We start from the raw sequence: 22578 nt of genomic DNA, 5'->3' as shown, positions 1-22578 counted from the left end.
CGGACGCCGTCGGCCCCGACATGAGCGAGGTCGTGGGCACCCACGATCTGCTGCTCGTCACCCTGGACACCCTGCGGTACGACGTCGCGGCGGAGCTCGCCGCCGCCGGGCGCATCCCGAACCTGGCCCGGCATCTGCCGGGTGGCGTCTGGGAGAAGCGGCACGCCCCGGGGAGCTTCACCTACGCCTCGCACCAGGCGATCTTCGCGGGGTTCCTGCCCACCCCGGCCACCCCCGGGCCGCATCCCCGGCTGTTCGCCGCACGGTTCGCCGGCAGTGAGACCACGGCGGAGCGCACCTTCGTCTTCGACGCACCCGACCTGGTCTCCGCTCTCGCCGGGGCGGGATACCGCACGGTGTGCATCGGCGGAGTGGGGTTCTTCAACCGGCAGGCGCCGCTCGGCTCGGTGCTGCCCGGGATGTTCCAGGAGGCGCACTGGGAGCCGGAGTTCGGCGTGGCGTCGCCCACCTCGTTCGAGGCGCAGGTGGCCCGCGCCGAGCAGGTCGTCCGGGAGCTCCCGGACAGTCGGCGGCTGTTCCTCTTCGTCAATGTGTCGGCCCTCCATCAGCCGAACTGGTTCCACCGGCCGGGCGCCACCCGGGACGCGGGCGACAGCCGCGCCACCCATGCGGCCGCGCTGGAGTACGTGGACGCCCACATCGGACGGCTCTTCGCCGCCGCGAGCAGCCGCCGCCGGGCCTTCGCCGTCGTCTGCTCCGACCATGGCACGGCGTACGGCGACGACGGCTACACCGGTCACCGGCTCGGCCACGAGTCCGTCTGGACCGTTCCGTACGCGCATTTCTTCCTGGAACCGGGGGCCACCGCACGATGACCAGTCCGCACACCACTCGCCCATACCAGAGTTACGTCTACGCCTATCCGCACAAGACGGCGTACGAGAGGCTCTCCGGGCGCCCCGGCGGGCGGCCCGCGCTGAGAGACCTGTGGGCGGGCGAGAGCAAGGACGCGCTCTCGCTGTACCTCCACATACCCTTCTGCGAGGTCCGCTGCGGCTTCTGCAACCTCTTCACCCGGATCGGTGCGCCCGACGAGCTCACCACCCGCTATCTCGATGCGCTGGACCGGCAGGCGACCGCCGTACGGGACGCGCTGGGCGACGGGGAACCGGTGCGCTTCGCCGCCGCCGCGTTCGGCGGTGGGACGCCCACCTTCCTGACCGCCGGCGAGCTGGAGCGCCTGTGCGACATCGCGGAGAAGCGCATGGGCGCCGGCCTGCGCTCCGTGCCGCTGTCCGTCGAGACGTCCCCGTCGACCGCAACGGCCGACCGGCTGGCGGTCCTCGCCGACCGGGGGACGACCAGGATCAGCATCGGCGTACAGAGCTTCGTCGAGGCCGAGGCCCGTGCGGCGGTCCGTCCGCAGCGGCGCGCCGACGTCGAGACGGCCCTCGGCCTGATCAGGGACACCCGCATCCCGGTCCTCAACATCGACCTGATCTACGGCATCGACGGCCAGACCGAACGGAGCTGGCGCACCTCACTGGACGCCGCGCTCCGGTGGCGCCCGGAGGAGCTGTACCTCTACCCGCTCTACGTCCGTCCGCTGACCGGCCTGGGCAGGCTCGGGGCCGCCGAGGAGGCCTCGGTGGACGCGGCCTGGGACGAGCAGCGGCTGCGGCTGTACCGGGCCGGCCGCGATCATCTCCTCGCCCACGGCTACGAGCAGGTGTCGATGCGGATGTTCCGCCGCGCCGACGCCCCGCGGACCGACGGCTCCGACGACTACGCCTGCCAGACCGACGGCATGATCGGTCTGGGCTGCGGCGCCCGTTCGTACACCTCCCGGCTGCACTACTCCTTCGACTACGCGGTGGAGATGCGCGAGGTGCGGGCGATCATCGACGGTTACACGGCCACCGAGGACTTCTCGCACGCCGAGGTGGGCCGGTTCACCGACGGGGACGAGGCGCGCCGCCGCCATCTCCTGCAGTCCGTCCTGCAGGCCGAGGGCCTGCGTGTGTCCGAGTACCGCGAGCGCTTCGGCACGGACCCGGACGAGGACTTTCCCGAGGAGCTCGCCCGGTTCGAGGCCCGGGGCTGGCTCGACCGGGACGGGGTCGCCGCCGGCCTGCTGCGCCTGTCGCCCGAGGGGCTCGCCCACTCGGACGCCCTGGGCCCCGACCTCTTCTCCCCTGCCGTACGGGCCGCGATGGCCGCGTACGAGCTGAAGTGAGCCCCGTATGGACCTGACGATTCTCTACCGCGGCCCTCTCGCGTCATGCGACTACGACTGCCCGTACTGTCCGTTCGCCAAGCGGCGCGACAGCCGGGAGCAGCTGCGGGCCGACCGGGCCGCGCTGGAGCGCTTCACCGCGTGGGCGGCGGCGCAGACCGGCGACCGGATCTCGGTGCTCTTCACCCCGTGGGGCGAGGGGCTGGTGCGTTCCTGGTACCGCCGGGCGGTGGTCGAGCTGGCCCGGCTGCCGCACATTCGCCGGGTCGCGATCCAGACGAACCTCAGCGGCCGTACGCAGTGGCTGGCCTCAGCGGGCACCGCGGGCCGCGAGAAGATCGCGCTCTGGTGCACGTACCACCCGGGCCAGACACCGTACGAGCGGTTTCTCGGCCGGTGCGGGGAGCTGGCGTCCCTGGGGATCCGCCACAGCGTGGGTGTCGTCGGGCTGGAGGGTCATCTCGACGAGGCGCGGCGGCTGCGGGCGGCCCTGCCCGATGAGGTCTACCTCTGGGTCAACGCCGCCGAGGGGCAGACCTACACGGACGAGGAGGCGGACCGGTGGACGGCGATCGATCCGCTGTTCCCGTACAGCCGCCATCCGCACCGTTCGGCAGGTCTGCCCTGCCGGACCGGTGAGTCGGTGATCTCGGTGGACGGTGAGGGTACGGTGCGCCGCTGCCATTTCGTCCGCGCCGAGCTCGGCAATCTCTACGACGGCAGCTACCGCACGGCGCTGGGGCCTCGGGCCTGCCCGCTCGCCCTCTGCGACTGCCACATCGGCTATGTGCATCTGGAGACGCTGCCGCTGTACGACGTCTTCGCCGGCGGGGTGCTGGAGCGCATACCGGCGCCGCCGGCCTCGGCCGCCACGGCCGGTACTCCGGGAGCCCGGGGCGACTGAGGACAGCGGACTCTCAGAGCGGCAGCAGGTCGGGCCGCTTGGCCTCCACGTGGTCTCCCGAGGACTCGCCGCGCAGTCGGCGCCCGATCCACGGCACCAGGTACTCGCGTGCCCAGTGGATGTCGTCGCGCCGTACTTCGAGCGTTCCGCGCTGTGCCTGCGGCGGCCATTCCTGGTCGGGGTCGGCGGGCACATCGAGGCCGAGGACCTGGGCGGCGCGCAGCGCGACCCTGGTGTGCCCCTCGGGCGACAGGTGCAGCCGGTCGTTGTCCCAGGCCCGGCGGTCCTGCACCGAACGCAGGGACCAGAGGTCGAGCACCGGGCAGTCGTAGCGGTCGGCGATGGACCGCACATGGGCGGTGTAGGTGGCGATCTTGCCGCGCAGATGGCGCAGCACGGGAACGTCGCGCGTGTCGAAGCCGGTGGTGACCATGACGGTGCCGACCGACCGGGTCAGCTCGGCGACCGCACGCTCGAAGCGCTCGGCCACGTCGTCGGGGTCGGTGCCCGGCCGGATGATGTCGTTGCCGCCGGCGCAGAAGCTCACCAGATCGGGGGCGAGTTCCCTTGCGCGCGGCACCTGCTCCTCGACTATCTGGTCGAGGAGGCGTCCTCGTACGGCGAGATTGGCGTATCTGAAGTTCCCGTGTGCGGGGCCTGCGATGCCCGCCGCCGCTTCGGGGTCCGGGAGCTGGTCCGCGAGGAGTACCGCGAACCGGTCCGCCCAGCCGACGAAGGTTCCGTCCGGGCCGGGGTCACCGACTCCCTCGGTGAAGCTGTCGCCAATCGCCGCGTACGACCCGATGGCGCCCTGTCGGTTGATGACGCCCTGCTGGATGTTGTTCGAATCGTCTGCCACAAGGGCATATCCTGCACCGCCGAATGTGACCTACGCGACCGTATTATGGGGTTGACGGGTGGTGAGATAGACCACCCGGTCAGTTTTTAGTAAAGAGGGAATAAGCAGAGGGACGGTGCGCCGCCGCGCACCGTCCCTCTATGCATTGCTCAGGTCCGGGTCACCGGACCGGTGTTGCTGGATCAGACGTTGATCCCGTGCGAAGCCAGGTACGCGATCGGGTCGATGTCCGAGCCGTACGCGGGGCCCGTGCGGACCTCGAAGTGGAGGTGCGGGCCGGTGGCGTTGCCGGTGGAGCCGGACAGGCCGACCTGCTGGCCCGCGGTCACGGTCTGGCCCGCCGAGACGGAGAGCGAGGACATGTGGCCGTACTGCGAGTAGTGGCCGTCGGCGTGCTTGATGACGACCTCGTTGCCGTACGCGCCGCCCCAGCCGGCCGTGACGACGGTGCCGGAGGTGATCGCCTTCACGCTCGTGCCGGTGGACACGGGGAAGTCGATGCCGGTGTGGCTGCCGCTGGACCAGTTGGCACCGGAGGCGCGGTAGGCGGTGGTGTGGTTGCCCGGAACCGGGTGGACGTAACCGGAGTCGTTGCTCTGGGTCGCCGGGGCCGAGGTCTCCTCGGACGACGAGGCGTCGGAGGAGGAAGAGGAGGAGTTGGAGGCCGTGGCGGCCTTCGTCTCGGTCTTGACCGGAGCCTTGGGCGCGGCCTTCGACGGGGTGGTGGAGCCCGTGGAGGTGGTGGAGGCCTGGCTCGTGGACTTGCCGCCGAGCGTCAGCTTCATGCCCGGGAAGATCAGGCTCGGGTCGTCGCCGACGACCTTGCGGTTGTCCTGGTACAGCTTCTCCCAGCCACCCTTGAGCTTGTGCTCGGCGGCGATCTTCGACAGGTAGTCGCCGGAGACCACGGAGTAGGACGTGGTGCCGGCCTGCTTCTTCGCGACCGGCTTGGCCGGGGTGGCGTGCGCGGCGGCCGACTTCGAGGTGGCGGGAGCGGTCTGCTCCGCGGCGTGGGCACCGGTGGCGCCGAGCAGCGGAAGAGCGATGACGGCTCCACCGGCGCTCGCGGCGACGACGCCACGGGCGATGGTGCTGGACTTGGGACGGCGGTGCTTACCCGATATGGGCATGAAGGTTTTCCTCTCCGGCGCCTACGAGGTGAGCTGTCGGGTTCGGACTGGAGATGTCCGGTCGCGGCTGGCGCGACTTCACCCCGAGCCGGCCGGTTTCCCGGTCGGCGGCTTACCTGGTTCCCCCGCTCCTGCCACGCGGTGAGTGGGTGCGAATTCCGGGCGGCGGCAGGATTAGGCGGTCCGTCCGGATTGACAGTGAACGTAAGCGAGCCGGGACGACAGAAACAAGCCACGGGTTCCACTTCGGATTCCGCTCCGGAAATTCGACACGGAATTCCGGTCACACTCCGTGGATTACGGATCTTGGCTTTCCGCGCGGCGTCCGGAATACCCCACGGCCGCGCAGCCACACACCGTCACGGATATGATCCCGCTCACGAGAGGGTGACCATCTCCCGCACAAACAGGGCATGTTCCATCAAAAGCCTCAATACGGACATGCCTCGCTCATCGGCCGTACCTCGATCGGAGAGCCGCGCACCCCGGCCCCTCCCAGCCGGGCCCGTGGACCGTCGCGCGGCCCCGGAACAGGGGCGCGACCAAGATGATTGCCCGAGGAATCAATGTCGTATCGTCACGAGAGTGGACCCGCAGGCGACACGCGCCGGCGGCAGAGCCTCCAGGAGTGACCGTGACGCAGCAGCTGCCGCAGACCCCGTCGACGGAGCCCGAGCTGGCGGGTGTCCGCAACTTCCGCGACGTGGGCGGGCTGCCCACCTCGGACGGCCGCCGGGTGCGGTACGGGCGGCTCTACCGCAGCGGTCACCTGGCACACGCCACGGCCGAGGACGCCACGTTCCTCTCCGGTCTCGGCCTGCACACCGTCTTCGACTTCCGCAACGACGCCGACCACAAGCTGGACGGCCTCGACATCGAGCTGCCGGGTGTGCGCAATGTGAGCATCCCGCTCACCGACCCGGCGGACGGCACGGAGTTCTGGCGGATGGTGCGCGACGGCAACATCGACGAACTGCGATCGATCCTGGCCGACGGCAAGGGGTCCCACCGCATGATCGCCTCGTACCGCCGGATCATCCTGGACCGCACGGCCGAGCACAGCCGGGTACTGCACGCCCTCGCCGAGGACAGCGTGCCCGCGCTGATGCACTGCGCCGCGGGCAAGGACCGTGCGGGCCTCTCGATCGCGGTGTCCCTGCTCGCCGTCGGTGTCGAGCGCGATGCCATCGAGTCCGACTACCTCAAGTCCAACGACGCGCACCGCCGCTACAAGGTCCGCCGCAGCGACACCTCTCCCACCGGAATGTCCGCCGAGGTGATGGAGCTGCTCAATCCGCTCTTCGGCGCCCACCCCGACTACCTCGCCGCGGCCTTCACCACCATCGACGAGACCTGGGGCAGCACCGACCGGTACCTCGCCGACGGCCTGAAGATCACCCCGCAGACCCGCGAGCGGCTGCGCGAGCGCCTGCTCGACGAGGCCTGACCGGCCGGGCGGCGCCCGCCGCTACGTGGCGCACCCCCGCGACTGCCGGTGGCTCACGCCCACCGCTACGTGGCGCATCCCCACTGCCACCGGTTGCGCACCCCCACGGCTACTGGTTGTGCATCCCCACGGCGAACAGCAGGTAGAGGAAGCCCGCGATGACATGCCCTGCCACCAGATAGGCGAAGAGCCTGATGACGAGCCCGCGAGGCAACTTCTTCTCCTGCGGGTCGTAGTTCTTGGGCCGCCCCGGGCCGAGCGGGTCGAAGTTCTCGGAATCGGACATGACAAGTCCTCTCTGGCCATCGGCGTGCCGGTGGCGGGGGCGGTGCCTCAGCGACGGTGGATCCCGCTGCCGAGACACAGCTCGGCGGCGGGGCTCTGCAGCAGGGTGTGGACGAACAGCAGCTCGGCGCCATCGCGGTCCAGGGCCGCGATCCGGTGCGGGGTGAGCGAGTCGAAGTGCGCGCTGTCCCCGGGGGCGAGGTCGTGGACCGTTTCCCCGAGGGTCACCCTGAGATGCCCGGCCAGGACGTACAGCCACTCCTCGCCGGGATGGACGCGCACCAGGTCGCCCTGGGCACCGTGCGGGACCCGGACACGCAGTGCCTGCATCGCCCGGCCGGGACCGCCGGCCTGCTGGTACATCCAGCCGTCGGCCTCGGCTCCCTCGAACCTGCGGCCGCGGACGATCGCGTCACGTTCCGGGGGGATCTCGCCCAGCAGCTCGGAGACCGTCGTACCGTAGATCCTGGCAAGTCCGAGCAGCATGGGCAGTGAGGGCTGGCGCCGGCCCGTTTCGAGCCGGGACAGGTGGGCGGGCGAGAGCCCGGCCCGCTGGGCGGCTGTCTCCAGGGTGAGACCACGACTGCGGCGCAGGTCGCGCAGGCGCGGCGCGACCCCGGGCAACTCGTCGGCCACCCCTCCTTCTGGAGGATTCATGCTTCCATTGGGCCAGGAACTTTCCTCGGAGGCAAATTTCTTGCCTCCGAGGCAAAAGCCCGCCGCCACCCGGACCGGCCGACGGATCTCCCGCTGATCAGCGGTTGGCGACGGCCTGCTTCACGAGGGTCCGCCCGAAGTCCCACATCAGCCCGCCGCCGCTGTGCGCGTCGTCCATCACGGCCGTGAAGGCACTCACGAAACGGTCCACGTCCGCGTCGTCGATCACCAGCGGCGGAATCAGCTTGATCACTTCGAGATGGTCTCCGGAGACCTGGGTCAGGATCCGGTGCTTCTGGAGCAACGGCACGACGACCATCTGTGCGAAGAGCCCCTTGCGGGCCGCCTGCAGCATCGTCCAGCGGCTGCGCAGCTTGAGCGAGCTCGGCCGGCCGAACTCGATGCCGATCATCAGCCCGCGCCCGCGCACCTCGTGCAGCAGCTCGTACCGCCCGACCAGCGCGGCCAGCCGTTCGCGCAGCAGATCACCCGTGCGGCGCGCGTGCGCGACCGTCTCCTCGTCCTCCATCACCGCGAGGACCGCGAGCCCGGCCGCCATCGCCTGGGCGTTGGAGCCGAAGCTCGCGGAGTGGACCAGGACCCGGTCCATCGAGGAGTAGACGCGTTTGAAGATCCAGTCCTTCCCGAGGGTCGCCCCTACGGGCACATAGCCGCCGGAGAGCGCCTTCGCGACGCAGACCAGGTCGGGTTCCACGCCTTCCTCGTGCTGGTACGCGTAGAAGTCCCCGGTCCTGCCCAGGCCGGTCTGTACCTCGTCCGCGATGAGCAGGGCCTTGTGCTTGTGCAGCAGCTCCTGGGCCTCACGCAGGAAACCGGGCGGCGAGGCGTGCACCCCCTTGCCCTGGATCGGTTCGACGACGAGTCCGGCCACATCGCCGCGCCTGAGCTCACGGCGCAGAGCGTCGAGGTCGCCGAGCGCGATGGCGGTGTCGGGCAGCAGCGGGGCGAAGCCGTCCCGGAAGCCGGCCTCGCCGTTGACCGAGAGCGAGCCGGTGGTCAGCCCGTGGAAGGCGTGCGTGCAGTACAGGATCCTCGGCTTCCCGGTGGCGTACCGGGCGAATTTGAGGGCCGTCTCCACGGCCTCCGTACCGCTGTTCCCGAAGAACACCCGGTCCAGGTGCGGGCTGTGGGTGAGCAGCTTCTCGGCCAGCAGGCCCGGCAGCGGCTGGCAGTCGAACCGGGTGAGATCGGCGAGCGAGGCATCCAGGACGTCGTGCAGCGCCTTGCGTACGACGGGGTGGTGCCGGCCGAGCCCCATCACCCCGAATCCGGCGAGCATGTCCAGGTAGTCGTTGCCCTCCGCGTCCCAGAAGTGCGCGCCCTCGGCCCGTTCGTAGACCTTGTCGAAGCCGATGGTGTGCAGCATGCGCGGGAGCTGGTGGTTGAGGTACTTCGTGTGCAGCTCGTAGCGTTCGGCGCCGCGCTCCGCGAGGAGCCGCGCCAGATCGAAGCCCTTGGGCCCGTCGTCCTTCATGCCCCGCTCTCCTTCTGCCCGTTGCCCGGGACGTCGGGCCCGATGTCCGTGCCCGCGTCCGCGCCCCGGACGTGAACGTTGTGCCCCGTACCCGTGCCCGTACCGGCGTCCGTGCCCGCGCCCCGGACGGCCAGCGTGGCGCTGATCCGGCCCGCGATCTCGACCGGTGTGAGCCCGATGTCTGCCAGCACCTCGGCCCGCTTCCCGTGGGCGAGGAACTGATCGGGAATGCCGAACGTCCGCAGCGGTACGTCGACCCCGGCATCCCTCAGCGCCTGTCCGACGGCCGAGCCGACGCCTCCGGCCCGGCTGTTGTCCTCGACCACGGCGACGAGCCGGTGCTTCGCGGCGAGTGGCGCAAGCTGCTCGTCGACCGGCTTGACCCAGCGGGGGTCGACCACGGTGCAGCGGATCCGGCCGCCCTTCAGCAGATCGGCGGCCTGCAGGCAGACGGGGGCCATCACGCCGACCGCGACCAGCAGCACGTCGGCGTCCTCGGCGCGGTGCAGGACATCCATGCCGCCGATCGTGCCGATCGCGGGGACCGGCTCCCCCACCGACTCCTTCGGGAACCGGATCAGGGTCGGTGCGTCGTCGACGTCGACGGCCTCGCGCAGTTCGGCCCGCAGCCGTTCCGCGTCGCGCGGTGCCGCGATCCGCAGACCCGGTACGACCTGCAGCAGGGACATGTCCCACATGCCGTTGTGAGAGGCGCCGTCGGGTCCGGTGACCCCGGCCCGGTCGAGAACGAACGTCACCCCGCACCTGTGCAGGGCGACATCCATCAGCAGCTGATCGAAGGCCCGGTTGAGGAAGGTGGCGTACACGGCGACGACCGGGTGCAGCCCGCCGGTCGCCAGCCCGGCCGCCGAGACCGTCGCATGCTGTTCGGCGATCCCCACGTCCCAGACCCGGCCGGGAAACGCCTCGGCGAACTTCGTCAGCCCCACGGGGTGCAGCATGGCGGCTGTGATGGCCACGACGTCCGGACGCTCCGCGCCGATCGCGGCGATCTCGTCGCCGAACACGGACGTCCAGGACGGTCCGGCCTCGGGAGCCAGCGGGGCGCAGGTCAGCGGGTCCATCGCGCCGACGGTGTGGAAGCGGTCGGCCTCGTCCCGGAGCGCGGGAGGATAGCCGCGGCCCTTCTCGGTGAGGCAGTGCACGAGGACGGGGCCGTGGAAGCGTTTCGCGCGGTGGAGCGCGGACTCGACGGCGGCGGTGTCGTGGCCGTCGACCGGGCCGATGTACTTCAGGCCGAGGTCCTCGAACATGCCCTGCGGGGCGAAGGTGTCCTTGAACCCCTTCTTGGCCCCGTGCAGTGACTCGTACAGCGGCTGCCCGATGACAGGTGTCTGCTGCAGGACGCCTTTGCCCCAGGACAGGAAGCGTTCGTAGCCGTCGGTGGTGCGCAGCGTCGCGAGGTGGTCGGCGAGGCCGCCGATGGTCGGGGCGTAGGAGCGCTCGTTGTCGTTGACGACGATGATCAGGGGGCGGTCCCCCGCGGCGATGTTGTTCAGCGCCTCCCAGGCCATGCCACCGGTGAGTGCGCCGTCACCGATGACCGCGACGACGTGGTCGGAGCGGCCGCGGACCTCGTTGGCCTTGGCGAGGCCGTCGGCCCAGCCGAGCACTGTGGAGGCGTGCGAGTTCTCGATGACATCGTGCTCGGACTCGGCGCGCGAGGGGTAGCCCGAGAGGCCGCCCCTGGCACGCAGTTTGGAGAAGTCCTGCCGCCCTGTGAGTAGCTTGTGTACGTAGCTCTGATGGCCGGTGTCCCACAGAATCCGGTCCACGGGCGAGTCGAAAACCCGGTGCAGGGCGATGGAGAGCTCCACCACCCCGAGATTGGGACCCAGATGGCCACCGGTCCTGGCCACCGCCTGGACGAGGAACTTCCTGATGTCCTCGGCGAGTTCACCGAGCTGTGGTTCGTTCAGCGCCTTGAGATCGTGCGGCCCCCGGATGGACTGCAACAGCGTCATGCCCGGGCCCCCTCTCTGGTCCTGTCAGCGGCTCACGGTGAGGTGGGGACCCGTTGGTGCCCCCACTTCGTCCATGCGCTCGGCGGGCTTTCACCCGCCGACGGCTGCCGGCCCGGCCGCGATGCGCCGCGAGGGGCGGCGCATCGCGAGCGGCCGGGCCGGCAGCCCGGGGAGACCCAGTGCGACTGGGTCTCCGGCGTTCGTCACGTCACCGGTTCCCGCCGATGGTCTCCCGTGCGGCACGCAGGGATTCCTTGAGCGAACCCATGGTGGCGAGTACGGCGGTGGGCTCGTAGCCGCAGTGCGCCATGCAGTTGGCGCAGCGCGGGTCCTTGCCGCGGCCGTACTTGTCCCAGTCGGTCTCCTCGATGAGCTCCCGGTACGTCGGCACGTACCCGTCGCTCATCAGGTAGCAGGGTCGCTGCCAGCCGAAGAGCGAGTAGTTGGGGATGGCCCACGCGGTGCACGGGAAATCTGCCTTGCCCTCCAGGAAGTCCAGGAAGAGCGGCGAGTGGTTGAGCCGCCACCTGGCCCGGTTGCCGCCCGCGAAGGTCTTCTTGAACAGCTCACGGGTCTGCTCGACGCCCAGGAAGTGCTCCTGGTCGGGTGCCTTCTCGTAGGCGTAGGCGGGCGAGATCATCATCTCGTCGACCTTCAGGTCGTCGTTGAGGAAGTTGAGGACCTCGATGATGGTCTGGGGTGTGTCGGTGTTGAAGAAGGTGGAGTTGGTCGTGACCCGGAAGCCGCGCCGCTTGGCCTCCTTCATCGCGGCCACCGCTTCGTCGAACACCCCTTCCTTGGCGACCGATTCGTCGTGACGTTCGCGCAGGCCGTCGATGTGGACGGCGAACGCGAAGTAGGGCGAGGGGGTGAATTTCTCGAGCTTCTTGCGCATCAGCATCGCGTTGGTGCAGAGGAAGACGTACTTCTTCTTCGCCACGAGTTGCCGGACGATTTCGTCGATCTGCGGATGCATCAGCGGCTCGCCGCCCGCGATGGAAACCATCGGGGCGCCCGACTCGAGCACGGCGCCGACGGCCTGGGCCACCGGCATGCGTTGCTTGAGGACTCCGGCCGGGTGCTGGATCTTCCCGCAGCCCTCGCAGGCGAGGTTGCAGGCGAACAACGGCTCCAGCTCGACAATGAGCGGGAACTTTTCCCGCTTTCGGAGCTTCTGTTCAATGAGGTACGTCGCAACCTTGATGGACTGACGGAGCGGCATGGCCATCTAGCTCACCTCCTGGGGAGCAGCAGAGATCGGTGCCATTCATAGAAAGCCGGCAGGACGGCACGGAGAACGCGGAATGCCGATATTCCACCGCGGACCGTGCCGATGCGGACGAGCTCATGCTCCGGAGCGTCCACGACCACCCGTACGGCCGCAACCGGGCGTGGTCCGGACCGCAGGGCGATGCGCAGGGTCGCGGCGGACTCCATGTCCACCGCGATCGCTCCGGTGGCCCGCAGCGCGGCCCGCTCATGTCCTCGGACGACATGATCGGAGCCGGTCAGCGGACCGGTGTGGACAGTACGTCCGGGTACGACCCTGGCGAGTGCGTCGGCGAGCAGTTCCGTGCCGGTGCAGGCGACCGACTGCCCGGCCGTCCGGGTCTCGTCGGCCACCACCAGGTCCCCGGGGTGCATGCCGGGTACGAGCCCGGCGCAGAACCCTGAGGCGATGACCGCGGCACCGAGCGCCCGGCCCTCGCCGAGCGCCCTCGCCACGGCCGTTTCGGCCGCCTTCGGCCCCATGCCCGTACGCAGTACGGTCACCGGGCCCGGTGCGAGGCCCGCCCTGGCCCTGCCGGTGCGCAGGGCCAGGTGCTCGATGCCCAGCGCGCAGGCGATGAGCAGCGGAGCGGTGGGGCCGGCCGGCCCCGGGGCATCGCCCATCAGGCCCCCTCGCGGACCGCCGTGCGGCCCGCGAACGGGTCGCCGTGCACGTACCGTCCGAGTGCGGTGAGCGGGAAGACCTGCCGGTAGAGGTGGTAGTTGATGGAGAAGTCCCACGGGAAGCCGGTCCCGGTGAAGTACGGCTCGTCCCAGGAGCCGTCGGCCTGCTGGGTCTCGGCCAGCCAGGCGATGCCGCGGGTGACGGCCACGGTGTCCCGTCGTCCGGCGGCGAGCAGTGCGAGCAGGGCCCAGCCCGTCTGGGACGCCGTCGAGGCTCCGTGGCCGATCCACTTGTCCTCTTTGTACGAGCGCAGGTCCTCGCCCCAGCCACCGTCGTCGTTCTGGACGGATTCCAGCCAGCCGACCGCGCGCCGGATGGAGGGGTGCGAGGCGGGCAGCCCGGCGGCGACCAGGGCGGGCACCACCGACCCGGTCCCGTAAACGTAGTTGACGCCCCAGCGGCCGAACCAGCCGCCGGCCGCCTCCTGTTCGGCGAGCAGCCACTCGATTCCCCGCCGGGTCGCGGGATGTCGGGAGTGGCCCTCGATGGCGAGCATCTCCACCACGTGCCCGGTGACGTCGGCGGACGGCGGGTCGATGACCTCACCGAAGTCGCAGAACGGCAGCCGGTTGGGGAACGCACTGGTGTTGTCGGCGTCGAAGGCCCCCCAGGCGCCGTTGCGGGACTGCATGCCGACGTTCCATCGCACCCCGCGCTCGATGGCGGCCTCGACCCGTGCCTGGTCCGGGTGGCGGACCCGGCGCAGCGCGAGGACCACCTCCGCGGTGTCGTCGATATCGGGGTAGTTGTCGTTGTGGAACTCGAACGCCCATCCGCCCGGGGCAAGTTGAGGCCTGCGCACGGACCAGTCACCGGGTCGCGCGATCTCCTCGCCGAGCATCCAGTCCGCCGCCTTCACCAGCGCCGGGTGGTCGGCGCCGACCCCGGCGTCGGCGAGCGCGATGGTGGCGAGGCAGGTGTCCCAGACCGGGGACTGACAGGCCTCGATCATGCGGGCGCCGTCCTCGCGCCAGACCGCGAAACGGTCGAGCGACTCGAGCCCGGCCCGCATCACGGGGTGGTCGAGGTCGTAGCCGAGCAGGTGCAGTGCGATGACGGAGTACACGGCGGGCGGCTGGATGCCGCCCCAGCAGCCGTCGTTCTCCTGGCGTTCGATGATCCAGCGGGCGGCCGCGTTCATGGCGAGCTTGCGCAGTCTGCGCGGGGCGATCCGGTGATAGAGGTGCAGCGCCTTGTCGAGGCGCTGGAAGACGCCGTCCCAGCTGGCGGCCGGGGCGGGGCGGCGGGGCGGGTTCGGTTCGCCGGGATCGGTGTGCAGCTCGTCCAGGGCGAAGGGGGCGGGCCGTACCGGCCGCTTCGCGGAGACGACGGTGAGGGGCACAATGGTCTGGCGGGCCCAGCAGCCGAAGTCGTAGATGTTGAGCGGGACCCACTTGGGGAAGAACATCAGCTCGGGCGGGAGTTCCGGCAGGTCGTCCCATTTCCACCAGCCGAAGAGGGCCAGCCAGATCCGGGTGAACACGCGGCTCGCCGCGATCCCGCCCTGTTCCCTGACCCACCCCGCGGCGCGGGCCATGTGCGGTTCGTCCGGCCGGTCCCCGGCCAGACGCAGTGCCACGTACGCCTCGATGGTGGCGGAGAGATCCCCGGGGCCGCCGTGGAAGGTGGCCCAGGTGCCGTCACCTAGCTGTTCGCCGCGGATGAAGCGGCCGGCCGCCTGGACCGTGGCGGGATCCTGAATACCGAGGAACTGCCGGAGCAGGAGATCCTCGGCGTCCATGGTGACGTTGGTGGCGAGGTCGCCCTTCCACCAGCCCTGCTCGTCCTGCCTGCCGAGGAGGTGCTCCACAGAGCGTTCCGCGGCCCGCCGCGCGGCGGCGAGTACGTCGTCCGCGGCGATGGTTGATTCGGTTGTCGGTTTACTGGCCGAGGCTGCGCTGGGGTCCACAGCCCCGGTGCTTCCGTCGGTCGTCGCTGTCATGGCTTCCCCTTCGTGCAGTTGGTCCTCTGCTGTGCTGGGGTCTCCGTCGGCCGGTGCCCGTGACGGACACCGGCCGGCGACTGCGAGTCATATTGAGGGGATGGTCATCATCTCTTTCGTACGACGACGAAGTCCGCGAGCGCCGTGAGCTGCGCCCGCACGGTTTCGGGCATGTCCACACCATGCAGCGCCTCGATGGCGACCGCATGCTGACGACGGGCCTCCTGGGCGGTCCACTCCCGGCCGCCCGCCTCCTCGATGAGTGCCGCACGGGCGGCGAACTCCTCTTCGGAGAAGCTGTCGAAGTCGCTGCTCTTCGCGTCGGCGGCGAGCAGCTCGCCCAGGCGCTCCGAGGCCGGCCCGCCCGCCGCGAGCGCGGCGACGACCGGCAGGGACTTCTTGCGCTGGCGCAGATCGCTCCAAGTCTGCTTGCCGGTGGAGTCCGGGTCGCCCCAGATCCCCAGCAGGTCGTCGACCGCCTGGAAGGCGAGGCCGAGGTGGTAGCCGTACGCCTCCAGGACGTCGGCGGTCCGGTCGTCGGCGCCGCCGAGCACCGCGCCGATGGAGCAGGCGCATGCGAGCAGGGCGCCCGTCTTGTTGCCCTCCATCTCCAGGCACTCCTCGACGGTGACCCGCTCACGGTGCTCGTAGGAGATGTCCTGGGCCTGCCCGTCGATGAGCTTGCGGGTGGCCGAGGTAAGCCGCCGGGCCGCGCGGCCCGCCTCGACGGTGCCGAGCTCCAGCAGGATCTCGTTGGCCAGGGCGAACAGCGCGTCGCCGACCAGGATCGCCTGGGCGGGGCCGTGCACCTTCCACACCGTGTCCCGGTGGCGCCGCTGCTCGTCGCCGTCCATCAGGTCGTCGTGCAGCAGCGAGAAGTTGTGGACGAGCTCGACGGCCACGGCGCCGGGGATGCCGGCCTCGGCGGCGGCGCCGGCCGCCTCCGCGGACAGCAGGGCCAGCGCCGGGCGGACGGCCTTGCCGCCGTCGCCGTCGGAGGGCCTGCCCTGGGCGTCGATCCAGCCGAAGTGATAGGCGGCCACGGTGTCCATGGGCGGTGCGAGCCGGTCAACGGCGGCCCGGAGCACCGGCGTGGAAAGGGCCCGTCCGCGCTCCAGAAGCGCGGTGACGTCCGTGGTGTGCGCCACGGTGTCGGAAGCCGGATTCGCCGGGGTCACTGACTCTCCTCTTGTTCCGGTGGTACTGCTCATGCCGCCTCCTGCAGCGGATGTTCGTGGGGGCGGCCGAGCGCCAGGAGTGCGGCGTCCGCGGCGCCGGCACCGCTACGGACGGCGCCCTCCATCGTGGCGGGCCAGCCGGTGGCCGTCCATGCGCCGGCCAGGAAGAGGCCGGGGGCGCGAGTGCGTGTCCCCGGTCGCAGCCGGCCGACGCCGGGAGCGGGCGCGAAGGTCGCCGTACGCTCCCGGGTGACGAAGAAGTCCCTGATGCCGGCCCCGCGGGCGGCGGGCAGGAGCCGCTCCAGCTCGGGCAGGTAGCGCGCGCGGAGCTCGGCGACGGGCAGGTCGATCTCCTCGTCGGCCGCGGACTGGGAAACCGCGAGGTACTGGCCGGGTCCCTTGAGGCCGGAGGCCTCTGTCCGGTCGAAGACCCACTGGACCGGCGAGCCGAGAGCCGTGAAGAACGGCTGCCTGAGCACCTTGCGGTCGTAGACCACGTGCACGTTGAGGATCGGCGAGGTGCCGATCTCCAGCAGCCGCTCCGGTTCGTCGAGCGCACCCTCGGGCAGCAGGTCGTGGGTCTCGCGCTGCGGTACGGCCAGCACGACGGTGTCCGCCTCGATCCGCTCGGCTCCCGTGTCGACCACCCAGCGACCGTCGTCGGTGCGGGTGAGCGCCCCGGCCTTCGTCCGCAGTTCGGTGCGGACACCGGCGGAGTCCAGGGCCTTGCGGCTGAGCGTGTCGTGTACGTCCCCGAGCGGTACGGAGGCCCAGCCGATGTCGGCGGCGCCGGGCTCGGAGAGGAGCCCGGTCTTGAAGACCTTCGCGGCGAGCGCGAGCGAGGAGTTCGGTGCGGTGGCGTTGAGCGTGGCCACGCCGACCAGGTCCCACAGGGCCTCGACCGTGCGGGGCGACTGGCCGTGCCGGGCGAGCCAGCTGCCGAAGTCGATGTCGTCGAGCGCCGGGTCGTCCGGATCCAGCCGGCCGAGCGCCAGCGCGGCCCGCCCGACGCTCGCGCGCTCGACGAGCGAGAGGTGCGGGTAGGCGGCAAGTCCGGCGGCGAGGTGGAACGGAACCGGCAGGCCGTTGCGGCGCAGCCGTCCGAGCCGGGGCCCCGAGGGCCGTCCCACATCGAGAACCGGCACGTCCAAACGGTTTTGCAGCGGGGCCAGACGCGTGCCCTCGACCCGGTCGAGGAACCAGCGGTAGGCGGTGCAGCAGCGCAGATAGACGTGCTGGCCGTTGTCGACCGTCAGCTCGCCGCGCCGGAAGGAGAAGGCGAGGCCGCCGAGCCGGGGCCGCCCTTCCAGCAGGGTCACGTCAAGTCCGGCATCGGCCAGGCGCAGGGCCGAGGTGATGCCGGCGAGCCCGCCGCCGATCACGACCGCGCGGGAGGAACGCATCGCGTCGTCCGTCATGCGTCCCCCTCTCGCCAGGTCTTCTCCGTCAGGGACGCATCCGCGTGGCAGTGGGTTGCCCGTCGTGCGGAGTGATCATCCATGATGTACATGGTGCGCGAGATGTCCGTGTGACGCATTCAGACACGCCCCCTGGCCGTGCGGCGCGAAATGTGGCGCGCGTCGAGACCCGACAGGCCGCGCACCGCCACGTACGCCTTCTCGTGGCCCGGGAGCGAGACCCGGCCGCGCAGCACCGCCTCGGGGTCGCGCTCGATCCGGTCGAGGAGCCGACGGTAGATGCCGGCCATGGCCGCCACACAGGCACCGCTGCGCCGGTCGAGCATCGGCAGCAGCCGGTAGCCCTCGGCGAACAGGGCCCGGGCACGCCGGACCTCGAAGTGGACCAGCCCGGCGAAGTCGGAGCCGGGCGGCGGAGTGGCCCGGTGGAAGCCCGCGGAACAGCCGAACTTGGCGAGGTCGTCGGCGGGCAGGTAGGTACGCCCGTTGCCCGCGTCCTCGCGCACGTCGCGCAGGATGTTCGTCAGCTGGAGCGCGAGGCCGAGCGTGTCGGCGTACTCGGCCGCGCGCTCGACGCCCGGGGCGCCGGGCTCCGTACCGAAGACGCCCAGGCTGAGGCGGCCGATGGCGCCCGCGACACACCTGCAGTAGATCTTGAGGTCGTCCCACGTCTCGTAGGTCGCGCCGCGCACATCCATCAGCACGCCGTCGATCAGCTCGTCGAGCCCTTCGAGCGGCAGCGGGAACCGGCGGGCGGCATCGGCGAGCGCGACGGCCACCGGGTCGGTGTCGTCCTCGTCGACCGCTCCGTCGCGGATCCGGTCCAGCACCGCACGGGTGCCCTCCAGGCGGACACGCTTGGTCTCCGGCTCGAGTTCGCCGTCACCGATGTCGTCGACCCGTCGGGAGAAGGCGTACAGGGCCGACATGGCCTGCCGCTTCTCGACGGGCAGCAGCCTGATGCCGTACGCGAAGTTACGCGCCTGCTGTCCGGTGACCGCCTCGCAGTAACTGTATGCGGCCTGTACCGGTGCCGACATGTACGTCGTCTGTCCCTCCACGGTCCGGCTCACCCCTCTCTACGCGCTCTTCGCAAAACAACTCCCACCTCGCGCAGCAGGCTGGGCTTGGTGGGTTTGGGGGGTCCGGGCAGTACGTCGAACCCGGCGGCCGCGATCGCGGTGAGGGCGGCACGCCCCCCTCCCACGAATCCGGCGAGAAGCAGCTTGAGCCTGCCGTGGACGCTACCCACCAGAGGGGTGCCTTCATTCAGCAGATTCCCGGCGCGTTCGGCTTCGTACGCGATCAGTGCCCGTACCGCTGCGCCCCCGGAGGGGGCCGCCAGGTCGGATTCGGTGACATGGAACCTGTCCATGTCGTCGGCCGGCAGATAGATCCGGTCACGGCCGAGGTCCTCGGTGACGTCCTGGAGATGCTCGACGATCTGCAGCGCGGTGCAGACGGCGTCGGAGCGGCGGACGCGCTCGGGACTCGCGGTTCCGGTGAGCTGGAGGACCAGGAGGCCGACGGGGTTGGCGGAGAGCTCGCAGTAGGCGAGGAGCTCCTCGTACGTCCCGTATCGACGGATTTTCTGGTCCTGCCGGTTGGCCTCGATGAGGCCGAGGAAGGGTTCGGGGGTGAGGGCGCGGCGGCGCACGGTGGGGCGCAGCGCCTGCAGGAGCGGGTGGTGCGGGGTCTCACCGGTGGCGGCGAAGATCCTTCGCAGGTCGGTTTCGAGCGCGTCCAGCATCGCGAGCCGGTCCTCGCCCTCGGCCGGGTCGAGACCGAGGTGCCGTGCGTCGGCGCCGCCGGGGGCGAGGTCGCCGTCACCGATGTCGTCGACGAGCCGGGCGAAGCCGTAGACGGCCATCAAGTCGTCGCGCCAGGCTCGTGGCAGGAAGAAGGGGGCCACCGGAAAGTTCTCGTCGGCGGCCTTGTCAAGGGTTCCGGGTACGGCGGAATCAAGCCGCGCCTGCCGGGTACGGGTCACTGCGTACCGCCCTGCGCGGGGACGGCGTGAGCACCTCGGAGCTGGAGATCTTCCGTCATAGCCGTCACATCTCCCGTTCTACACTGCCGACCCAAAACATCCCATTCCGGACACGCCGCCCGCTATCCCCAGTGCGGAGGACGGCTACGGGCCGTCCACCCAGGCGGTATCGCCCCACTTGCTACGAATCAGCACCGGTACAGCTTACGTTGTACAACGCTCATCCATACGCCGGGGTGCGGGGCGCGCGGCACCTGCGAGCTATTCGCTGTCAACTTTCCCCTCGCGCAAGGAAATTGACGTCATCCGGCGGGAGGAGATCTTGCGGGGCTCCGTACGACGAGCCGTGGAGGCCCGGGATGGGTGCACGATCCGGAAGCAGCGCAGCGGCCTCTGCCGGAAAGCCCCGGCAGAGGCCGCTGCGGTATGCGACGGCGGCGACGCCCTACTTACCGGTCTCGCGCTCGTACGCCTTGAGGACCTCGTCGGTCGGGCCGTCCATCAGCAGTTCGCCCTTTTCCAGCCACAGCACCCGGTCACAGGTGTCCCTGATCGACTTGTTGCTGTGACTGACCAGGAAGACGGTGCCGGCCTCCTTGCGGAGCTCCCGGATACGCGCCTCGGAGCGGATCTGGAACTTGCGGTCACCGGTCGCCAGCGCCTCGTCGATCATGAGGACGTCATGGTTCTTGGCGGCGGCGATGGAGAAACGCAGCCGGGCGGCCATACCGGAGGAGTACGTCCGCATCGGCAGGGTGATGAAGTCGCCCTTCTCGTTGATGCCGGAGAATTCGACGATGCTGTCGTAGCGTTCGCGGATCTCCTCGCGGCTCATCCCCATCGCGAGCCCGCCGAGCACGACGTTGCGCTCGCCCGTCAGGTCGCTCATCAGCGCCGCGTTCACGCCCAGCAGCGAAGGCTGTCCGTCCGTGTACACCTTGCCGTGTTCGGTCGGCAGCAGTCCGGCGATGGCCCGCAGCAGGGTGGACTTGCCGGAGCCGTTCGTCCCGATGAGGCCGATGGCCTCGCCCCGGTAGGAGGTGAAGGAGACGCCGCGTACGGCGTGCACCTTGCGGATCCCGCGCTCCTCGCCCTTGCCGCGGCGCAGTATCCGGCTCAGCGCCGCGGTGGCGCCGCCCTTGCCACCGCCGCCGCCGTTGACGCGGTACACGATGTGCACATCGTCGGCGATCACAGTGGGGATGCGCCCCGCGGTTTTGTCCTCAGCCACGGCCGTACCGCTCCTCTGCCTTCCAGAAGTACACAAAGCCTCCGGCGCCCACCACGAGCGCCCAGGCGAGACCCACCACCCAGACGTGCGCCGGCAGGTTCTCGGAGCCGTAACCGTCGATCAGGGCGAACCGGACCAGGTCCATGTAGATGGCCGCCGGGTTGTACTGCAGCACGTCACCGATCCAGGCCGGCTTGTCGGCCAGCATCACCGGGATCGAGAACATGACGCCGGAGGCGTACATCCAGGTCCGCATCACGAACGGCATCAGCTGGGCCAGGTCGGGCGTCTTGGCCCCGAGCCGCGCCATGCTCAGTGCCAGTCCGGTGTTGAAGAAGAACTGCAGGACCAGCGCGGGAATCACCAGCAGCCAGGACAGCCTCGGATAGCTGCCGAATCCCACGGTGACGGCGACCAGCACGATCATCGAGTACATCAGCTGCTGGAGCTGCTGCAGCGAGAACGAGATGGGCAGCGAGGCGCGCGGGAAGTGCAGCGCCCGCACCAGGCCGAGGTTGCCGGAGATGGCGCGGACCCCGGCCATCACCGAGCTCTGGGTGAACGTGAAGACGAAGACCCCGGTCACCAGGAACGGAATGAAGACCTCCTGCGCCATCCCCTTCTTCGTGCCGAGGATCAGGCCGAAGATGAGGAAGTACACCGCGGCGTTCAGGAGCGGGGTGGCCACCTGCCACAATTGACCCAGCTTGGCCTGGCTGTACTGGGCGGTCAGCTTGGCCCGGGAGAACGCCATGATGAAGTGGCGTCGCCCGCGGAGCTGGCGCATGTACTCGAAGAGCCCGGGCCGGGCGCCGCTGACCGTCAGACCGTACTTCGCGGCCAGTTCGGCAGGGCTCAGGCCGTCGTCGACCGATGGCGGGGTGCTCAACGCAACAGCACCGTCATGGGTTGTGTCACTCACCAGATGAAACTCTCGTGTTCAAAACGCGCAGCCAGTCGCGGGCGCGGCTCAGGGCGGACAGGTCCCGACAAGAAAACATACGCCTCATGCTCCCAGAGGCGAACTCTCAGATCACCGGGGGGCGGCCGAGTCTGGTCAGCCGCCACACCGTACGCCACTTCATCGGACGGCGCGGTCCGCAGGGTGTCGACCAGCCCTCGCGGAAGCCGCCGAACCATGCCTTCAGCGCCGGGCCCGAAGGCTTGCGGAGCAGGGTCAGCAGCAGCCACACGCCGAGATACACGGGAACCAGGGGCGCGGGCAGATTACGCCGGGCCAGCCAGACCCGGTTCCGGGCCACCATGCGGTGGTAGACGGCATGCCGGGACGGAGCGGTCGTGGGGTGGTTGAGGACCATGTCCGCGCGGTAGTCGATCTGCCAGCCGGCGTCCAGCGCCCGCCAGGCGAGGTCGGTCTCCTCGTGCGCGTAGAAGAAGTCGCCCGGCAGCGGACCGACCTCGGCGATGACCCTGGTGCGTACGGCGTTGGCACCGCCGAGGAAGGTCGTCACCCGCGAGGACCGCATCGGGTCGGCGGCGCGCAGCCGCGGCACATGACGGCGCTGGGTTTCGCCGGTGTCGGGGTCGGCGATCCGGAAGCTGATGATGCCGAGCCTCGGATCGGCCTCGAACGCCTGCCGGCACAGCTCGGCAGTGTCGGTGCGCGGCAGATGCCCGTCGTCGTCGAGGAAGAGCAGGGCGTCGACATCGGCGCCGGAGGGTCCGAAGGCCTCGATGCCCACGTTGCGGCCGCCGGGGATGCCCAGATTCTCGGGCAGCTCGACGGTCCGCACTCCCGCGGGTACGTCCGGGACGGCGGAGCCGTTGCCGACGACGACCACCTCGATCCGGTCGCCTTCCTGCGCGGCGACCGAATCGAGCAGGGCGCGCAGCTCGACCGGGCGGTTGCCCATCGTGATGATGACCGCGCCGAGTTTCATGGGGG

Annotated in this window: 20 protein-coding genes and 1 riboswitch; of the genes, 4 read left to right on the top strand and 16 right to left on the bottom strand. The window is 70.2% G+C overall.

Going from position 1 to position 22578, the window contains the following annotated elements:
* The first annotated feature begins 20 nt into the window (after nucleotides 1-20).
* The 3 genes from ACIOEW_RS08890 to ACIOEW_RS08880 are packed head-to-tail and all read left to right on the top strand — an operon-like array spanning nucleotide 21 to nucleotide 3101.
* Nucleotides 21-836 (top strand): STM4013/SEN3800 family hydrolase, encoded by an 816-nt coding sequence (locus ACIOEW_RS08890; RefSeq protein WP_362542187.1) that lies wholly within the window; start codon nucleotides 21-23, stop codon nucleotides 834-836.
* Nucleotides 833-2197 (top strand): STM4012 family radical SAM protein, encoded by a 1365-nt coding sequence (locus ACIOEW_RS08885; RefSeq protein ID WP_401962684.1) that lies wholly within the window; start codon nucleotides 833-835, stop codon nucleotides 2195-2197. Before ACIOEW_RS08890 ends, ACIOEW_RS08885 begins: the two co-directional genes overlap by 4 nt.
* Nucleotides 2198-2204: 7 nt before the next feature.
* The gene (locus ACIOEW_RS08880; RefSeq protein WP_401962682.1) at nucleotides 2205-3101 is read left to right on the top strand and encodes an STM4011 family radical SAM protein; all 897 of its coding nucleotides are present in this window, start codon (nucleotides 2205-2207) and stop codon (nucleotides 3099-3101) included.
* Nucleotides 3102-3114: 13 nt separating this feature from the next.
* On the opposite strand, the gene ACIOEW_RS08875 is transcribed toward ACIOEW_RS08880, so the two are convergent.
* The gene (locus ACIOEW_RS08875) at nucleotides 3115-3960 is read right to left on the bottom strand and encodes an SGNH/GDSL hydrolase family protein (protein WP_362541666.1); all 846 of its coding nucleotides are present in this window, start codon (nucleotides 3958-3960) and stop codon (nucleotides 3115-3117) included.
* Between the two features lie 182 nt (nucleotides 3961-4142).
* Nucleotides 4143-5090: a LysM peptidoglycan-binding domain-containing M23 family metallopeptidase gene (locus tag ACIOEW_RS08870; protein WP_362541669.1), complete on the bottom strand. Its 948-nt coding sequence runs from the start codon at nucleotides 5088-5090 to the stop codon at nucleotides 4143-4145.
* 5 nt (nucleotides 5091-5095) lie between these two features.
* Nucleotides 5096-5248, bottom strand: a riboswitch (cyclic di-AMP (ydaO/yuaA leader).
* A 476-nt stretch (nucleotides 5249-5724) separates the two neighbouring features.
* On the opposite strand from ACIOEW_RS08870, the gene ACIOEW_RS08865 reads away from it, so the two are divergent.
* Nucleotides 5725-6537 (top strand): tyrosine-protein phosphatase, encoded by an 813-nt coding sequence (locus tag ACIOEW_RS08865; protein ID WP_362541672.1) that lies wholly within the window; start codon nucleotides 5725-5727, stop codon nucleotides 6535-6537.
* Between the two features lie 109 nt (nucleotides 6538-6646).
* Here the strand turns inward: ACIOEW_RS08865 and ACIOEW_RS08860 are convergent, their stop codons facing one another.
* From ACIOEW_RS08860 to ACIOEW_RS08795, 14 genes are all read right to left on the bottom strand, one after another.
* Nucleotides 6647-6823, bottom strand: coding sequence for a DUF6126 family protein (locus ACIOEW_RS08860; RefSeq protein ID WP_350994250.1), 177 nt, complete (start codon nucleotides 6821-6823; stop codon nucleotides 6647-6649).
* 47 nt (nucleotides 6824-6870) lie between these two features.
* Nucleotides 6871-7479 carry an XRE family transcriptional regulator gene (locus tag ACIOEW_RS08855; protein WP_362541676.1) on the bottom strand — a complete coding sequence of 203 codons (609 nt, stop codon included), beginning with the start codon at nucleotides 7477-7479 and terminating at the stop codon, nucleotides 6871-6873.
* A gap of 97 nt (nucleotides 7480-7576) precedes the next feature.
* The gene (locus ACIOEW_RS08850; protein ID WP_362541679.1) at nucleotides 7577-8974 is read right to left on the bottom strand and encodes an aspartate aminotransferase family protein; all 1398 of its coding nucleotides are present in this window, start codon (nucleotides 8972-8974) and stop codon (nucleotides 7577-7579) included.
* Nucleotides 8971-10959, bottom strand: coding sequence for a 1-deoxy-D-xylulose-5-phosphate synthase (gene dxs / locus ACIOEW_RS08845; protein WP_401962678.1), 1989 nt, complete (start codon nucleotides 10957-10959; stop codon nucleotides 8971-8973). The genes ACIOEW_RS08850 and dxs overlap by 4 nt, the downstream gene beginning before the upstream one ends.
* Before the next feature lie 208 nt (nucleotides 10960-11167).
* Nucleotides 11168-12187 (bottom strand): adenosyl-hopene transferase HpnH, encoded by a 1020-nt coding sequence (gene hpnH, locus ACIOEW_RS08840; protein WP_362541685.1) that lies wholly within the window; start codon nucleotides 12185-12187, stop codon nucleotides 11168-11170.
* 5 nt (nucleotides 12188-12192) lie between these two features.
* Nucleotides 12193-12852: a 1-hydroxy-2-methyl-2-butenyl 4-diphosphate reductase gene (locus ACIOEW_RS08835; protein ID WP_401962674.1), complete on the bottom strand. Its 660-nt coding sequence runs from the start codon at nucleotides 12850-12852 to the stop codon at nucleotides 12193-12195.
* The gene (shc, locus tag ACIOEW_RS08830; protein WP_401962671.1) at nucleotides 12852-14855 is read right to left on the bottom strand and encodes a squalene--hopene cyclase; all 2004 of its coding nucleotides are present in this window, start codon (nucleotides 14853-14855) and stop codon (nucleotides 12852-12854) included. Before shc ends, ACIOEW_RS08835 begins: the two co-directional genes overlap by 1 nt.
* Nucleotides 14856-14962: 107 nt before the next feature.
* Complete coding sequence (locus ACIOEW_RS08825) at nucleotides 14963-16066, bottom strand: polyprenyl synthetase family protein (RefSeq protein WP_401962668.1); 1104 nt, start codon at nucleotides 16064-16066, stop codon at nucleotides 14963-14965.
* Nucleotides 16063-17451, bottom strand: coding sequence for a hydroxysqualene dehydroxylase HpnE (gene hpnE / locus ACIOEW_RS08820; RefSeq protein WP_401962665.1), 1389 nt, complete (start codon nucleotides 17449-17451; stop codon nucleotides 16063-16065). The genes ACIOEW_RS08825 and hpnE overlap by 4 nt, the downstream gene beginning before the upstream one ends.
* Before the next feature lie 119 nt (nucleotides 17452-17570).
* Entirely contained in the window at nucleotides 17571-18491 is a 921-nt protein-coding gene (gene hpnD / locus ACIOEW_RS08815; protein WP_362541700.1) for a presqualene diphosphate synthase HpnD, read from the bottom strand.
* Between the two features lie 29 nt (nucleotides 18492-18520).
* Nucleotides 18521-19441: a squalene synthase HpnC gene (gene hpnC / locus ACIOEW_RS08810; protein WP_401962662.1), complete on the bottom strand. Its 921-nt coding sequence runs from the start codon at nucleotides 19439-19441 to the stop codon at nucleotides 18521-18523.
* 445 nt (nucleotides 19442-19886) lie between these two features.
* On the bottom strand, nucleotides 19887-20672 hold the full coding sequence (locus ACIOEW_RS08805; RefSeq protein ID WP_401962660.1) for an ABC transporter ATP-binding protein: 786 nt from the start codon (nucleotides 20670-20672) through the stop codon (nucleotides 19887-19889).
* Nucleotides 20665-21594, bottom strand: a complete 930-nt coding sequence (locus tag ACIOEW_RS08800) for an ABC transporter permease (protein WP_362541706.1) — start codon at nucleotides 21592-21594, stop codon at nucleotides 20665-20667. Before ACIOEW_RS08800 ends, ACIOEW_RS08805 begins: the two co-directional genes overlap by 8 nt.
* A 106-nt stretch (nucleotides 21595-21700) precedes the next feature.
* Complete coding sequence (locus ACIOEW_RS08795) at nucleotides 21701-22573, bottom strand: glycosyltransferase family 2 protein (protein ID WP_362542189.1); 873 nt, start codon at nucleotides 22571-22573, stop codon at nucleotides 21701-21703.
* Nucleotides 22574-22578: the final 5 nt, after the last annotated feature.

This window comes from Streptomyces sp. NPDC087901, from assembly GCF_044742205.1.
GTDB lineage: Bacteria > Actinomycetota > Actinomycetes > Streptomycetales > Streptomycetaceae > Streptomyces.
Note: the sequence above shows the minus strand (reverse complement) of the source record. Positions and strands in the feature narration are given on the sequence as shown.

Excerpts from the sequence above, each read along its gene's own strand:
- ACIOEW_RS08885 (WP_401962684.1), top strand. The coding sequence starts at position 833 with ATGACCAGTCCGCACACCACTCGCCCATACCAGAGTTACGTCTACGCC.
- hpnE (WP_401962665.1), bottom strand. The coding sequence starts at position 17,451 with ATGACGGACGACGCGATGCGTTCCTCCCGCGCGGTCGTGATCGGCGGC.
- ACIOEW_RS08855 (WP_362541676.1), bottom strand. The coding sequence starts at position 7,479 with ATGAATCCTCCAGAAGGAGGGGTGGCCGACGAGTTGCCCGGGGTCGCG.
- ACIOEW_RS08870 (WP_362541669.1), bottom strand. The coding sequence starts at position 5,090 with ATGCCCATATCGGGTAAGCACCGCCGTCCCAAGTCCAGCACCATCGCC.
- shc (WP_401962671.1), bottom strand. The coding sequence starts at position 14,855 with ATGACAGCGACGACCGACGGAAGCACCGGGGCTGTGGACCCCAGCGCA.
- ACIOEW_RS08825 (WP_401962668.1), bottom strand. The coding sequence starts at position 16,066 with ATGAGCAGTACCACCGGAACAAGAGGAGAGTCAGTGACCCCGGCGAAT.
- ACIOEW_RS08835 (WP_401962674.1), bottom strand. The coding sequence starts at position 12,852 with ATGGGCGATGCCCCGGGGCCGGCCGGCCCCACCGCTCCGCTGCTCATC.
- ACIOEW_RS08860 (WP_350994250.1), bottom strand. The coding sequence starts at position 6,823 with ATGTCCGATTCCGAGAACTTCGACCCGCTCGGCCCGGGGCGGCCCAAG.
- dxs (WP_401962678.1), bottom strand. The coding sequence starts at position 10,959 with ATGACGCTGTTGCAGTCCATCCGGGGGCCGCACGATCTCAAGGCGCTG.
- ACIOEW_RS08795 (WP_362542189.1), bottom strand. The coding sequence starts at position 22,573 with ATGAAACTCGGCGCGGTCATCATCACGATGGGCAACCGCCCGGTCGAG.
- ACIOEW_RS08850 (WP_362541679.1), bottom strand. The coding sequence starts at position 8,974 with ATGAAGGACGACGGGCCCAAGGGCTTCGATCTGGCGCGGCTCCTCGCG.
- hpnH (WP_362541685.1), bottom strand. The coding sequence starts at position 12,187 with ATGGCCATGCCGCTCCGTCAGTCCATCAAGGTTGCGACGTACCTCATT.
- hpnD (WP_362541700.1), bottom strand. The coding sequence starts at position 18,491 with ATGTCGGCACCGGTACAGGCCGCATACAGTTACTGCGAGGCGGTCACC.
- ACIOEW_RS08880 (WP_401962682.1), top strand. The coding sequence starts at position 2,205 with ATGGACCTGACGATTCTCTACCGCGGCCCTCTCGCGTCATGCGACTAC.
- ACIOEW_RS08890 (WP_362542187.1), top strand. The coding sequence starts at position 21 with ATGAGCGAGGTCGTGGGCACCCACGATCTGCTGCTCGTCACCCTGGAC.